This is a genomic window from Paenibacillus sp. J22P59 (assembly GCF_059383895.1).
In genome coordinates this window covers 206,479-220,180 of the sequence record NZ_JBXENX010000008.1, presented here as the reverse complement: position 1 = coordinate 220,180, position 13,702 = coordinate 206,479, and the positions used below count along the sequence as shown (strand labels likewise).

13 protein-coding genes are annotated in these 13,702 nt (G+C 46.8%); 5 read left to right on the top strand and 8 right to left on the bottom strand.

Annotated elements, in window-relative coordinates; all coding sequences use genetic code 11:
* Positions 1-27: 27 nt before the first annotated feature.
* The 3 genes from AC50YO_RS15850 to AC50YO_RS15840 form a co-directional block, all read right to left on the bottom strand.
* Positions 28-555: a CDP-archaeol synthase gene (locus AC50YO_RS15850; protein ID WP_494848479.1), complete on the bottom strand. Its 528-nt coding sequence runs from the start codon at positions 553-555 to the stop codon at positions 28-30.
* A gap of 118 nt (positions 556-673) precedes the next feature.
* Complete coding sequence (locus AC50YO_RS15845; RefSeq protein ID WP_494848478.1) at positions 674-1,513, bottom strand: hypothetical protein; 840 nt, start codon at positions 1,511-1,513, stop codon at positions 674-676.
* Complete coding sequence (locus AC50YO_RS15840; RefSeq protein ID WP_494848476.1) at positions 1,510-4,101, bottom strand: PEP/pyruvate-binding domain-containing protein; 2,592 nt, start codon at positions 4,099-4,101, stop codon at positions 1,510-1,512. The genes AC50YO_RS15845 and AC50YO_RS15840 overlap by 4 nt, the downstream gene beginning before the upstream one ends.
* Before the next feature lie 142 nt (positions 4,102-4,243).
* Between AC50YO_RS15840 and AC50YO_RS15835 the strand changes: the two genes are divergently transcribed.
* Positions 4,244-4,828, top strand: coding sequence for a CDP-alcohol phosphatidyltransferase family protein (locus AC50YO_RS15835; protein ID WP_494848474.1), 585 nt, complete (start codon positions 4,244-4,246; stop codon positions 4,826-4,828).
* Positions 4,829-4,930: 102 nt separating this feature from the next.
* On the opposite strand, the gene AC50YO_RS15830 is transcribed toward AC50YO_RS15835, so the two are convergent.
* The 5 genes from AC50YO_RS15830 to AC50YO_RS15810 all read right to left on the bottom strand — a co-directional run bounded on the left by AC50YO_RS15830 (position 4,931) and on the right by AC50YO_RS15810 (position 9,698).
* Positions 4,931-6,025 (bottom strand): winged helix DNA-binding domain-containing protein, encoded by a 1,095-nt coding sequence (locus AC50YO_RS15830; protein ID WP_494848472.1) that lies wholly within the window; start codon positions 6,023-6,025, stop codon positions 4,931-4,933.
* A 164-nt stretch (positions 6,026-6,189) separates the two neighbouring features.
* Positions 6,190-7,110 (bottom strand): DMT family transporter, encoded by a 921-nt coding sequence (locus AC50YO_RS15825; RefSeq protein WP_494848470.1) that lies wholly within the window; start codon positions 7,108-7,110, stop codon positions 6,190-6,192.
* Positions 7,107-7,940: an ABC transporter permease gene (locus tag AC50YO_RS15820; RefSeq protein WP_494848468.1), complete on the bottom strand. Its 834-nt coding sequence runs from the start codon at positions 7,938-7,940 to the stop codon at positions 7,107-7,109. Before AC50YO_RS15820 ends, AC50YO_RS15825 begins: the two co-directional genes overlap by 4 nt.
* Entirely contained in the window at positions 7,906-8,676 is a 771-nt protein-coding gene (locus AC50YO_RS15815) for an ABC transporter ATP-binding protein (RefSeq protein ID WP_494848466.1), read from the bottom strand. Before AC50YO_RS15815 ends, AC50YO_RS15820 begins: the two co-directional genes overlap by 35 nt.
* Before the next feature lie 107 nt (positions 8,677-8,783).
* Entirely contained in the window at positions 8,784-9,698 is a 915-nt protein-coding gene (locus AC50YO_RS15810) for a LysR family transcriptional regulator (RefSeq protein WP_494848464.1), read from the bottom strand.
* A gap of 115 nt (positions 9,699-9,813) precedes the next feature.
* Here AC50YO_RS15810 and AC50YO_RS15805 point away from each other — a divergent pair, with 115 nt between their 5' ends.
* From AC50YO_RS15805 to AC50YO_RS15790, 4 genes are all read left to right on the top strand, one after another.
* A complete protein-coding gene (locus tag AC50YO_RS15805) occupies positions 9,814-10,818 on the top strand; it encodes an ABC transporter substrate-binding protein (RefSeq protein WP_494848463.1) in 1,005 nt (334 codons plus the stop codon).
* 29 nt (positions 10,819-10,847) lie between these two features.
* Positions 10,848-11,324 (top strand): DinB family protein, encoded by a 477-nt coding sequence (locus AC50YO_RS15800; RefSeq protein WP_494848461.1) that lies wholly within the window; start codon positions 10,848-10,850, stop codon positions 11,322-11,324.
* Positions 11,325-11,345: 21 nt separating this feature from the next.
* Positions 11,346-12,530, top strand: a complete 1,185-nt coding sequence (locus AC50YO_RS15795) for an amidohydrolase (RefSeq protein WP_494848459.1) — start codon at positions 11,346-11,348, stop codon at positions 12,528-12,530.
* Between the two features lie 157 nt (positions 12,531-12,687).
* On the top strand, positions 12,688-13,680 hold the full coding sequence (locus tag AC50YO_RS15790) for an EAL domain-containing protein (RefSeq protein WP_494848457.1): 993 nt from the start codon (positions 12,688-12,690) through the stop codon (positions 13,678-13,680).
* The last annotated feature ends 22 nt before the right edge of the window (positions 13,681-13,702 follow it).

Below are 13,702 nucleotides of genomic sequence, written 5' to 3'. Positions count from 1 at the left end.
AAACAAGCGGGATACCTGTTCAAGGTATTATCCCGCTTGTTTTTTTAGTCCTACGACGAACAGCAGCAAGTTCACTACATAGTGAACGCCTGTAGAAATAATCAGCAGCCACAGCATTTCCCAGCCTGTCAGAGGATAGAAAATCAAAGTCGCCAGTATACAACCAATTGCCGAATCGACTTGGTCAATCAGCTTGAAGGTAATGCCGGTTAATCCTCTTATATTCTCACCAGGAGGAATATTCAGCCGCCGCTTTATGAAGCTATTGGGCAGCTCGAATAATACGTAAAAAAATCCCCATATCGCGCCATAGAGCCATTCGGTATAGGGAGTATGGTATTGATCCCAAGGCAGCAGGGAGTTCTCCTTGAACCATGTCCACTGCCCAGCCAATACTCCCATCATGCCGAACCAGAATGCGGTAAATACAATCATCCCGATAAAGCCGTGCCATGTTTTGTTATCGCCAAAAATCCGTTTGCCATCCCGCCAATGCTTGCCGCCATCGATGGGTGAACGATATTTGCGAACCAGTGGCAGTTTCACAAATACCATGTTCGTTACTCCACCCAATATGACAGGTATTATAAAAAGTAGCAGCTGCATCGCTAATATCATTGGATCTCAAACCTCTCTAGGTCATCTTTTTTAACTAGTCCCGTTATCATGGTTGTTATCCGTTGATTATTCTCTCAATAATACGTGCCCCTAAAGGTACAATAAAAAAAGTAAATCCGAGTATATAAAACTTCCGTGCTGCTAAAGCCAGAGGTCGACGGATTAGCTTGATCATGAAATACATCGTTACCGCCGTATGAAGGATAAGTGCAATCGCGAATCCGCTTCCCTCTGCTAGATAACGGATCATTCCTATTCCGCATATGAACGAAAGGATAAATAGAATACAGGCAGCAACGGCCGTATTCCGTGCGCCAATACGATTCTGATAGGTTGGCAGCGGCTCAGGCTCCTGTACGCCGACATTATGTGAATATTCATGCGCAACAACAGCGAAATAAAGGAACCCGGCACAGCTGATTGAGGCCATAGTCACCTCTCCGGATTGGGCTGTTGCTGCAAGGACCGGGAGAGCAAGGAAGATAAGGTTCGATAAGAAAGGGCGGGCAACTATTGGGAAGCGATAGCTTACCTTATGCCATAGCCAGTAATAGACGGCTATAATGCCAATGCTCATAAGAACTGTAAGGTTAGCCATAGCTAGGAGCATAATCAACAGCAGGGCAAGTGCACAGGCGCAGCGAAGCGGGAAGGCATGGATGTACCCCGTGACTAAGCCTCGATGCGGGCTTTTCATTCGATCTATTGGAATAGAATGAAGATCATCTGCTGCTCTTAGGACAAATAGTGCAAGCCAGACGATCCCTATAGCAGAGGTATAGGCTTGCCAATCGCCTTGCAGCTTGGGCATTATCCCTACGGCGATAATGATAGACAAGGGCAGGGTAACTTGGAGCGGGTACCTCTCTATGATAAAACGCCATACATGAATCATACTGCAGCCTTCTCGGATACGCGTTCAATCCATTCAATTTCGCCCGTGTCCCCATTAATGATCAGCATATCGCCGTCTGTAATCAATGTCGTAGCTCTCTCCACAGCCGTAATGGCTGGAATGCCGAATTCGCGGGCAACAATTGCCCCGTGAGACAACATACCGCCTTTCTCCAAAATCAGCCCTCCTGCAATTTTGAACAAGGGAGTCCACCCCGGGTCCGTGCTTTTTGTGACTAGGATATCGCCGGGCTGTAAGCGCTGATCACGTACAGGGTCAATAATGATACGAGCTCTTCCCCTCACTCTTCCCCCGGATACGGCAATGCCGACTAATTGGGACTGGGAGTCCGAATGGGCCGGATAGGAAGCAGGGGATTCATGGGCTTGATAATAGCCCCCTAGCTCACGCAGGAATAAGCTTGGCGGCTCGATCTCTTCATTGTTCTTATGAGCTTCCTGACGCAGAAGAATAAGCTGGGGAATCGTTTCGGGAAATTGAAATTTGCCATACACAATCTCTTCAAGCTCATTCCACCGCAAATAAAATACATCATCGCTTTGTTGCAAATGGCCTTTCTCTACAAGCCGATTGCCGATCTGCCGAACAATCTGCCGAATCTCACCGAATAATAAACTGCGAATAATACGGCTCTTCTCCCGGAATCGAATGGCTTGATGCGTATGATGCAGCATCATGCGAAACACCATTCGTTTCCCCAGCGATAAGGATTGATTGATTCGCGCTACCCAATCGGTGGAATGGGCAGGAGGCTTATGTGAAGACTCCTCTTGTTTCGCAGCATCCTGATATTTCCTCACCAATTCCCAGTAGAGATCATGTCTTTCTTCAAAAGTAGGAGAGACAATCGTGCAATCGTGATAGCATCTTCCGCCGAATTGATCCATAAATAACAGAAACTTTGTACGAGATGGCCCCTGAAGCTGCTGCTCCAGCTCCTCATACCTGCCTTCATTCAGCAGTAGCTGCAGGCTTGGCTGAGCTCCAATCATGGTGGCCTGCTCTTCAATGAGCTTGGTAGGCTCCAAGCTGCGAATATCATCGGTCTGCATCACGTGAACAGCGGCAAGATCGGTATTGATCCCCGTATCCTTGAGCCAACGCTTGATTAATAGCTTCAATCCCCCCGGGAATACGGCGGCAAGTAAGTCGACAATCGCTGGTCGATCATAATATTGCTTCACAAAACGGTTCATTAAGCTGTCTAGTCCATTGAGCAACTGGTCTAAGGATTGCTGTTCATACCCTTCTGAGCGCCATACTTTCCTTTGCTCGTAGAAGGCAGATTCATACTGTTGGACCTTCCTTGATGCGCTTGACCATAGCTTGATGAACGAATAGGCAAAGGAGCCGTAGCGAAGCCATTTCGACTTACCTGTTAGCTTCTCAGACTGCTTGGATCGCGGCTCATACTGGAATGGCACATGCTGACCAATGAAGTTATCCAACAAGGTTTTCAGCAGCGGGCCGATCGGCAATAAATAAGCAGCCTCATACCAATTGCTCAAATTGTAATAGATACGCCCTGCATGAATGCCAGTTGTGTGATCTGTGACAGATCGAATTGGAGCTAACTGCCGATCGGTCCAGCCGAACAGCCGTAGCAAATGTCTCGAATAATGCTGATAGAATTGATCGACGATTGACCATGTGAATGGCGTAACAACGGAAGGGAAGTTTTCTACCATATTGACGTTCGTCCACAGCACCATATGTTTGCCCTTCAAGCCTGTAATGGGGCGGACTTGCAGCATAATCACTTCTTGATCCACGATGCACCATTCTATATCTATCGGAAATTGGTAGTCCTGTTCGATTTTGAGTGCCATCTGTACTAAGCGACTCATCGCCTGAGCCAATAGAGTATCGCCCACCTGATGAGCGATTTGTCCGGTCATGCGGGATACAAGCAAACGGTGGGGGGTCACCTCACCAGAGACGAGCTGATCGCCAAGCCCTTCTACCCATTCGATAATGAGGTGATCGGTATCTTGGCTAAGCGGATTCATCGTAAAGAGAACGCCTGCATATTGAGGACATTGCTGCTCCTGAATAATGACCCCCATCTGAGGCAAATGCTCTGTATTTCTTTTGCTGGTATAGGCAGCTACTGCTTCACTGAACATACTGGCCCAGCAATCCTTGATGCGATCATATACCTCATGAGAGCTTACGTTAAGGGAAGTAAGAAATTGCCCCGCCATCGAATATTCCGTACCGTCTTCGGAGACGGATGAGGAGCGAACCGCATAGCTATTAAAAGGATACAAGGTTAAAGCCTCATCAATAGCAAGCTTGAGTGCCTCGGGAAAATCGCCAAGCAGAATACGCTCCTTCTGGTCAGTCATATCTAATTCAGGATCATCTGGCTGGAGATGATTAAATTCACAGTACTGCTGGAATGCCTGTACAGACAGCACAAAACCATGAGGCACAGGATAGCCAAGGCTATGCAATTCCATTAATCGTGCTGCCTTGCCTCCAACCGCAGCTGTATCTGCCCGATCCATGGACAAGTGCAACAAAATCGGCAATGTTGTGCGAATTTCTTGTGTGGACTTGGACATGATTAGGCCCCCTATTAACCGATGATTTATTTACAAGTGCATGGTATAATTATAGATTATTTGCAAATAAATACAATTTATTTCTCCGCGGAAAGGAGCTTCCATGATGAGGGGTATAAGAAATTTCCCTGTCTTACAATTTGTGAATCTTCCAAATGGATTGACAACTCTCTCTATTTTTATTGGCTTCGCGAGCTTTATTCTGCTTAATGAAAATGCAGTGGCCTGGGCATTTACTTGTTATGCTATCGCTATTCTACTAGATCGTATAGACGGGCTTGTCGCCCGCCGTTCCGGTCAATCGTCACCCTTGGGCGAGCAATTGGACAGTCTGGCTGATGCGATTAATTTTTGCCTGTATCCGCCATTGTTTTTCTGGTTGCTTCAAGGGACGATCCTATGGTCTTTGCCTTTTCTAATGCTCTATCTAGGGGCGGGGGTGTGGCGGCTCGCTTATTTCAACATTTCGGGCATGCAAGAGACCGATAAGACGGCCTGCTTTATCGGTGTTCCGACAACGGTTTGCGCCAGCTGGTTCGTCATTGCCTTTGCGCTGCTGCACGCCTTAGGGGTTAATGCAACTATCACGCAAATCGGATTATGCTTGTTCTTCCTACTGGCTGCGGTCCTTATGGTTTCTTCCATCCCTTATGCCAAGAACGGTATCCTAACAAAACTGCTGTATTTCCTCATTCCGTGTGCTGTGATAGTGATTTGGCTTGTTTAGGCAATGAATCAAGCTATAGTCCTAGAGGTTTTGATTAAGGAGCATACAAAGAAATCCCTTCTGGGCATATGACGGCTCATAAGGGATTTTTCTTTATATAGATTAGTCAGCAACTTGAAAAGCTATTGCACCGATGGGCAGCTCCATGAACTGGCAATATTGCATCGCGGCTTCGAGGATACTCGCTTCTTTGTCTTTCTGGGGAGTGAATAGGTTGAATGCCATATCGATGGCTTTTTTCTTAATGGTTCGTTTCCATGTGCCGACAACTTGCCCGTCGATGACGATAATCGGCATGAATACACCGTTATTGCCGGGTACAATACGGTGAGCATATTCGGGTGGCACTACCATACTTCGGTCTTTGTAGCCGAGCAGATATTCATCGAAGCCGGGCAGCAAATAGACAGCGGTACTTTCGTCTGATGAATTCTCGCAGGAATGCTGGGGTCCCCAATAATCCTGTCCATTTATCTTATCCAATAGCAATCGAGAACGAATAGCTTCGACGCCCTGTCGTGCATCCGATAGCTTGATTCCCGCCCACCATGCGAAATCATGTACGGTTGCAGGGCCATGGCTGGTAAAATAACGTTCAGCCAGCAGAGCGATTGCTTCACTCATGGACAATTCCTTAGAGGCAGGCACCCACTCATCCAGCAACGCGAATGTTTGTTGCTTGCCCTCTCTAGGCCCCATACAGATCACGCCGCTCTGCGCAAGGCGCCATAGTACATGATAGCCCCGTTGATCTTTTGTGCTAATCCCGTCGTTCTCCAGCAGCTGCATCAGATCAGGCCTTGCAATCTGCTTGTCCCCCTGCAAGGCATCAACGATAAGCTGCTGACAGCGCTCCATGATCTTCTCGTTAAGCTCCAATTGTTCGAATCTGCGCTGACTCTGTTCCAGAATACGCAGCCCCATGAACTTTAACATCCATCGTGCATCCTTCGGAGGTACAAAATGAATGGTTCCGCGCATGGGCCAAGTGAGCAGAATTTGGCGGTCTGCTATACTTTGCTCAATAGCTGTAATAGTGGTCGACTGCATGCGTATACCGATTGCCCATAAGGCCTGCTGGTAGTCCTGAGCCTGCAAAGCTCCTAGCTGCTGGACGACCTGCTCGGGGCTGTTGAGTCTGCCGCCAGCTATGCGTAGATTACACATCCGTTGATACGGAATATTTTGTTCCACCATCGTTGCCTCCCGAATTACAATTCTCTCAGGCTGACCTAACTCCAATTCCTATAATTAGTAAATTATAACGGGACAGCGGGTAGCTCTGCAATCTCTGCATTGTATAGATACAGCAAAAAGAGACGTCGAACAGCAGCCTGTTCTTAGACGTCTCTTCCCTGTATTCAGGATTGTTTTGAAAGGGATTTCCGTGTGCAATTAACGATAATGACACCGATGAGAATAATCAATCCTCCGACGATATGAGCGAGCAGCAGCTGCTCACCAAGCACGACAATACCGGCAATAACGGTAATTAAGGTGGCTAGATTAACAAATACGCTCATTTTGGATGCTTCCATATACGTCAGCGCATAATTGGTTAATAGCGAGGTGACGAGGGAGCTTAGTACACCAAGATAGAGAACGGATACTGCATAGGTTGGGTCGGACAATGGCGTAATGAATGATGGCAGCGTTCCCTCTACAGCATGACGGCCGATTGCTAAGCCATTGAACACAACAAAGCTGACTGCCATGATGAAAAAGGTCATGTCCATTGCACTGTACTGTTGGGCAAGCCTGCGTCCATACACGTTATAGATAGCAAACGAGAGTGAGGACAATAGGATGAGCAGGGCTCCCTTTAGAGCGCCTTCGTTCATGTGGATGCCTTTTGCTGCGATCATGTAGATGACGCCTGATACGGACAGCATAATCCCTATTTTTTGCCCGATTGTAGAGGCTTCCTTAATCCAATAGGAGGCGAGCAGCATTGTCATTAAAGGGATAGTCGCTTGGATAATGCCTGCTTCCGAGGACGGAATATATAATAAGCCGAACGCTTGCAGTGCAAAATATAAGGATGGAAAAAAAACAGCCAATGGCAGCAAAGCGAGCATAGCTTTGCCTGACAGCTGCGGTCTGGACCGCTTAATCAGGACAATGGCAATAGCGCCAGCAAAAGATGCTGTAAAGCGATGAGCGAGCAAATCCATCGGATGAGCAGAGACCAGGGCGAGCTTTACGAATATAAGAGAAAAGCCAATGATGATCGCATATAGCAATGCGGCAGCATAGGCTTTTTGTACATTTAGATTACTCATCCACGGTAGCTATCCTGCCACTTGAGCAGTTTAGTCTCCAGAATTCGAACCAAGGAATCGGTCAGCTTGCCGACGATGGCAAAGATGAAAATGCCTACAAATACGATCTCGGTCCGCATATAAGCACGCGCATCCTGAATGAGATAGCCGATGCCCTGATCTGCTCCCATTAATTCCGCTACAACTAGGCAGAGCCATGACGTACTTAAGGAGAGGCGAACGCCTAATAATATGTTGGGCATAGCGCCTGGCAGAATCACCTTTGTCACCTGATGCATGCGGCTGAATTCCAGTACACGCGCTACATCAAATAGCTTGGCATCGACATTGCGTACGCCAAGAAACGCATTGACATACAAAGGGAAGAACGCTCCCATCGAGATGAGCAATACTTTGGAAAGCTCACCGAAGCCGAACCACAAAATAAATAAAGGCGTAATAGCGAGCAGCGGCACAGTGCGCAGCATTTGAATAGAAGGGTCGAGCAGCTGCTCGGAGCGCTTAAATAATCCGACTAAAAGTCCAATCAAGAGCCCTGATCCGCCGCCGATTGCAAAGCCGAGCATAGCCCGCATCACACTAATTCCTAGATGAGGGAGGAGCTCGCCTGACACAATGATGTCATAAAAGTTGCGGAAGATAGAAGCTGGCGATGGGAACAGCTGTGGTGAAATCCATTCGAGCGTCGATGCCAATTGCCAGATCACGAGTACGATTATTGGAATAAGCCCGCCCAAGGCAAGCCGCTTTGCTTTTTCCTGTTTGAACATGAGGGAACAACCCTTTCCGATGATGTTAGATAGACCAAGTATCGACTTTGTGTTCCTCATGACCGAGCGCGCGGATCACTTCATTGCGCAGTTCCTGGAACGGCGCGCTAACCCGATTTCTTGGGTAAGGCAAATCAATAGGAATGATGGCCTTTATACGGCCAGGCCTTGCATCCATAACGACAACGCGGTTGGACAAGAAGATCGCCTCGTCAATATCATGCGTGACAAGCAGCATGGACGTGCGATTCGCTCGCCAAATATCTAGCAATGATTCCTGCATATGATTGCGGGTAAACGCATCAAGCGCACCAAACGGCTCGTCTAATAGCAGCACCTTGGGCTTGCGGAGCAGCGCGCGCGCAATAGCGACTCGCTGCGACATGCCTCCTGATAGCTGCTTGGGATAAGCCTTCTCGAATCCGGTTAATCGAACTAGCTGGATCATCTCATCTACTTGCGCTCGAACATCCTTGTCCTTCAGGGGGAGGTCGGAAGCAATATTTTTTTCAACGGTTGCCCACGGGAATAAACGATGCTCTTGAAAAATAAAGCCTTTTTCTTTGCTCGGACCAACGATATCTTCACCATGCAGCCGCACACGTCCTTCGTACTGCACATCAAGGCCAGCGGCGATTTTGAGCAGGGTGCTTTTGCCGCAGCCGCTAGGTCCAATAATGGAGACAAACTCTTGCTCCATCAGCGTAAATTCAATGTTATCGAGAACATGAGTAGCCTGATTTTCGGTATGAAAGGTTTTGCTCAACTGCTCCATTTTTAGTGCCGCTGATGTCATGTTGATGTCCTCCTGTAACGATTCGTGTACACCGCTGTAGAATTTAGGATGAATACTAGCAGAAGAAGAAGTTGGTTGTCAATACAGGGATACGCGAGAAATAAAGGTCAATGCTTCAAATTTGGATTCAAATATTCACGCATCAGATACTTCAAAAATTCCTTCTGCGCAATGGAGAAATGCTTGTGTGTAGAACGCGCCCAGCCTAGCGAAATCGTATTCGGCTCGTGATTAATAATAGGGACGATAACAATTTCACCGCTAAGAATGAGAGGATCATTCAGCATGCTGTATTCGATGAACATCCCGATAGCAACGCCCTCGGCTATGGTTCTTCTTAGCAGTTCAATATTGTTGGAGGTGAAGATGAAATTGACGGCGCCATACTTGCGCATGAAATCCTCCATGTACCAATTCGAGAATACGCCGTCAATATTGACGAATGAATAGGCGAGCAGCTCTTGTGGGGAGACGCTCTTTCTGGAGGCGAGCGGTGTTCCTCTTCCTACGCACACCACAATTCTCGAATCCAGCATTTTGTGCATGGTCAAGTCCTTTACTTGCTCTTCCTTCTGGTCATGGAAGTAGATCAGCCCCAGATCAGTCCGATCCTCCTTCAAGTCCTGAATAACCTCTTCTGTACTTTTGCTGGAAATCGCAAGCCGGACATTAGGGTAGTCCTGCTTGAAGGAAATAATGGACTTGGTCAGTACCGCCATGAAATTTGGACCAACAGAGAAGCGTACCTCTCCTTCGATCATCCTGCTCTCTATTTGTGCTTCTTCTTTGATTTCTTCGACTTTGACTAGAATGTCGTATATTTTCTCGATAATGATTTTCCCTCGTGGTGTAGCCTCTGTACCTAGCCGCGAGCGGGTAAACAGCTTGAACCCTAGCTCCAGCTCCAGCTTGGATATGGCTTTGCTGATGGCTGCTTGGCTCACATGCAGCTGTTCAGCAGCGATAGAGATTGATCCTGTTCGCGCAATAGCGGAAACATATTCAAATTGCTCCATATTCATGTAAACACCCCCACATATAACCTAAGGTTATGTTACTATAATTCATATATACTTTACTAGATTACTCGGAAATAATACAATGCAAATAAATCTAGTACGATAAGGGGACCTGACAATGCGTATATCAGCAACAAAGAAAACAACCCGATTCGGTCTGCTATTGCTCGTTATGATCGTAGCTGTGGCACTGACTGCTTGCGGCAACGGGAATAAGAAGTCGGATGATAATAAAAAGGTAACGGTTAATATTGCACTTAATGGAGGATTGAATCTACTCTCCATCGCCAAGGAAAAAGGCTGGTTCGAAGAAGAGTTCGCCAAGCTGAATGCAGAAGTACAATGGCAGGAGTTCCAGAGCAGTGTTCCACTTCTGGAGGGAGTCGTATCCAATCGCGTAGATTTCTCGTTTATCGGTGATGGTACAGTCGTAACAGGAAAGGCGGCAAACAGCCCATTCACCGTTATCTCTACAACTGGCGTACAGGGCAACCAGAACAGCGTCATTGTGAAGACAGATAGCCCGATTAAGTCGATTGCGGATCTGAAAGGCAAGCAGGTTGCTGTCGCTAAAGGCTCATCGGCGCATATCTTCCTGATCAAGGCTCTGGAGAAGAACAACATGAAGGAATCGGATCTCAAAATTGTGCAGCTCCAGCCAGATGAAGCTAATTCAGCGTTCCAGACAGGAAGCATTGATGCATGGGCAACTTGGGACCCATTCGTAACAACGGAAGTAAAAGCCAACCGTGCACGGATCGTCGAAAGTGTAGAAACAATGAACATCGTAGCTCCAGCCGTAATGATCGGACGCGATAAATTTATTGCAGAGCATCCTGATCTGACGACTGCCTACTTGAAGGTATACCAGAAGACAGTCGATTGGGTTAATGCGAATAAAGATGAAGCGGCAGCAATCTTAGCGGAACAGAAAAAAATGGACTTGGATTTGGTGAAAACACTCGTGAACTATACGAACTACATCAACACACCAGTTACGGAAGACGTTCAAGCGGCTATGCAATCAACTGCAGATATTTTGCTCGATGCAGGCACAATTAAGAATAAAGTCGATATTGCCAAGGTATTCGATAATTCCTTTATCGAAGAAGCATTGAAATAGCAGCACTTAGCTAGAGGAGGCTTATCCCAATGAGTACAGCCAGACAAAGCTCGATTCACAATTATGAGCAGACAGCCGTAAAGGTTAGACAAAGCGTCGAAGGACTGTCCGAGCAATTAATAACGTGGAAGCCCGGTCCAGATAAATGGAGCATTCAAGAAATTATTGGTCACTTGATGGATTCCAATATCGTTAATTCCTATCGTATTCGCAAAATTACTTCAGAGCCAGTGACGGCGATTGTGACATTCGCTCATGAAGAATGGGTCAATGTCCAGCAATTTAACGACACTCCACTGGCAGAAATATTGGATGCTTATGATGCGCTTACTCGCTATAATGCCCTTCTCTTAAAGACACTCACGGAAGAACAGTGGGAGAGATACGGCATGAAGAATGAGGAGCAGATTTCTATCACTCATATTATTGACAAGTTTATTTGCAATCATGTTCAGAAGCATATGGGACAGATTGAACGCAACAAATCGGAATATAGCGCAAGCTAGATGAAGAGGGAGGGTCCTTCAATGACTGTCGTACAACATTTGCTTAATCAGGCGGAGGCTGTGCAGGATCAAGTAATTGCGTGGAGACGTTACTTGCATCAGCATCCTGAGCTTTCTTTTCACGAAAGTAAAACAGCTCTATATATAGAAGAAACACTTCGAGCCATCGGCGGCTTGGAGGTTTCTCGTCCGACTCCTACTAGTGTAATGGCAAGGCTGATTGGACAGAAGCCCGGCAAAGTGCTCGCTATTCGAGCAGATATTGATGCCCTGCCGATCGAAGAGAATACGGGACTATCCTTTGTATCGGATAACCCTGGTGTCATGCATGCTTGCGGGCATGATGGACATACAGCAATCGTCCTCGGCGTAGCCAAGGTAATGGCCGAGCATTATGATACGCTTGAGGGAGAAATACGATTTATTTTTCAGCATGCAGAGGAGCTTCCTCCCGGCGGCGCTGAGGAGATGATCGCTGCGGGTGTCATGGAAGGTGTAGATACTGTTATTGGTGCGCATCTCCAATCTCCAGTCGAGGTAGGCAAGGTTGGCGTTGTGGCAGGTCCGATGCTGGCTTCCCCGGATACATTCTATATTACAGTGAATGGCAAGGGCGGACATGCGGCTGAGCCTCATATGACGATTGATTCAATTGCAATAGGAGCACAGCTGATTACGAACCTGCAGCATTTGGCTTCTCGACACTTTAACCCTATGGACCCACTAGTCGTATCGGTGACTAAATTTATTGGCGGACACACGCATAATGTCATTCCGGGAAGTGCGGAGCTGTGCGGTACGGTACGTTGTATAGACCCAGCCCTTCGTGAGCAATTGCCGAAGCGGATGGAGCAAATTATCGAAGGCATTACGCAAGCTCATGGAGCTACCTATGAATTCCGTTATGATTATGGCTATCGCCCTCTTATTAATAATGAGGCGGTCTCGCAGACGGTTGCGGAGTCCATTAAGGAACTGTACGGAGAGGAAGCTCTATACACCATCAAACCAAGCATGTCGGCGGATGACTTCTCTGCGTATCTGCACTTAGCGCCGGGCACCTACTTCAATATTGGGGCTGGCAATAAGGAGAAGGGAATCACGTATCCTCATCATCACCCACAATTCACGATTGATGAAGCTTCGCTTCTGATCGGCATGAAGGTATTCATTACGGCAGCCTTGAAGCTGCTGGCGACAAAGTAGAGGCTCGAGCGGTGAGGGGCTAGGCATATAGCATCGAATCACCTAAAATAAGAGAGCGGATCATTGAAGAATGCACAGCATGAATCAATGATCCGCTCTCTTTTGCGTGTCATCTAATAATGCTGCATGATCATTCAGACTCCAGGAGGCAGATAAGGTGGATTGTAACAATTGTATAATAGAAGAATTGAAATTTGAGTTCAATGTAAATGGGGAGCATAACCTCAACGTTCTGCCCGAGGTCATTCAACATTTAAATAGAAGACAACTATTACATAACGCGATTGACAACAGACTGGTTATGAAGGAATCGGGAGTGAAGGATTTTCTGGATTTCTGTAACGATCATATGGATCCGGAGAGCATTACCTTTCGAGTTAAAGGTGGAGAATGGGGACAGCTATCGGAGACTGCTGCCATTCTCGAAATGCAATGGATTGATGAAGTTATATTGAAGGAATTAGTTACATGCCACTTCCAACCAATCGTCACTTCCAATGAGGAGCTCTATGCTTATGAGGCTCTAGCGAGATTTAGAAAAGAAGATGGGTCGGTTTTATATCCCAATGCCATCTTTACAGCTGCAAGAAGCCGCGGCCGATTATATGCACTGGATCGGTTGTGCAGGATGACAGCGGTAAAATATGCGGCTCCCTTAAACCAAAAAACGTTTATTAACTTTATACCTACTTCTATTTACTCTCCAGAGTTCTGCTTGAAATCTACCGTTCAATTAGCTAACCAATTGGGTGTAGATCCTGGTCTATTCGTATTTGAAGTTGTAGAAACGGAGAAGGTAGATGATCTTGCGCATCTGAAGAAAATATTGACTTATTATAAGGAACGAGGGTTTCAGTACGCTCTAGACGACGTTGGGGAGGGTCACAGCACCATAGAGATGTTAACGGAGCTTAGGCCTCATTACATGAAGCTGGATATGAAATATGTTCAAGGCGTCTCTGGTGATACAGAAAAACAGCAGGTGGCTGAGAACTTTTTGAATAAGGCTATCGAAATTCAATCCGTTCCGTTAGCGGAAGGCATTGAGACAAGAGAGGACTTTGAATGGTTGAGGAACATCGGCTATCAGTTGTTTCAGGGCTACTTATTCGGCAAGCCTGCGCCTATTGCTGAATACAGAGAGGAGTAAATGATTAGAAAATACAAAATTT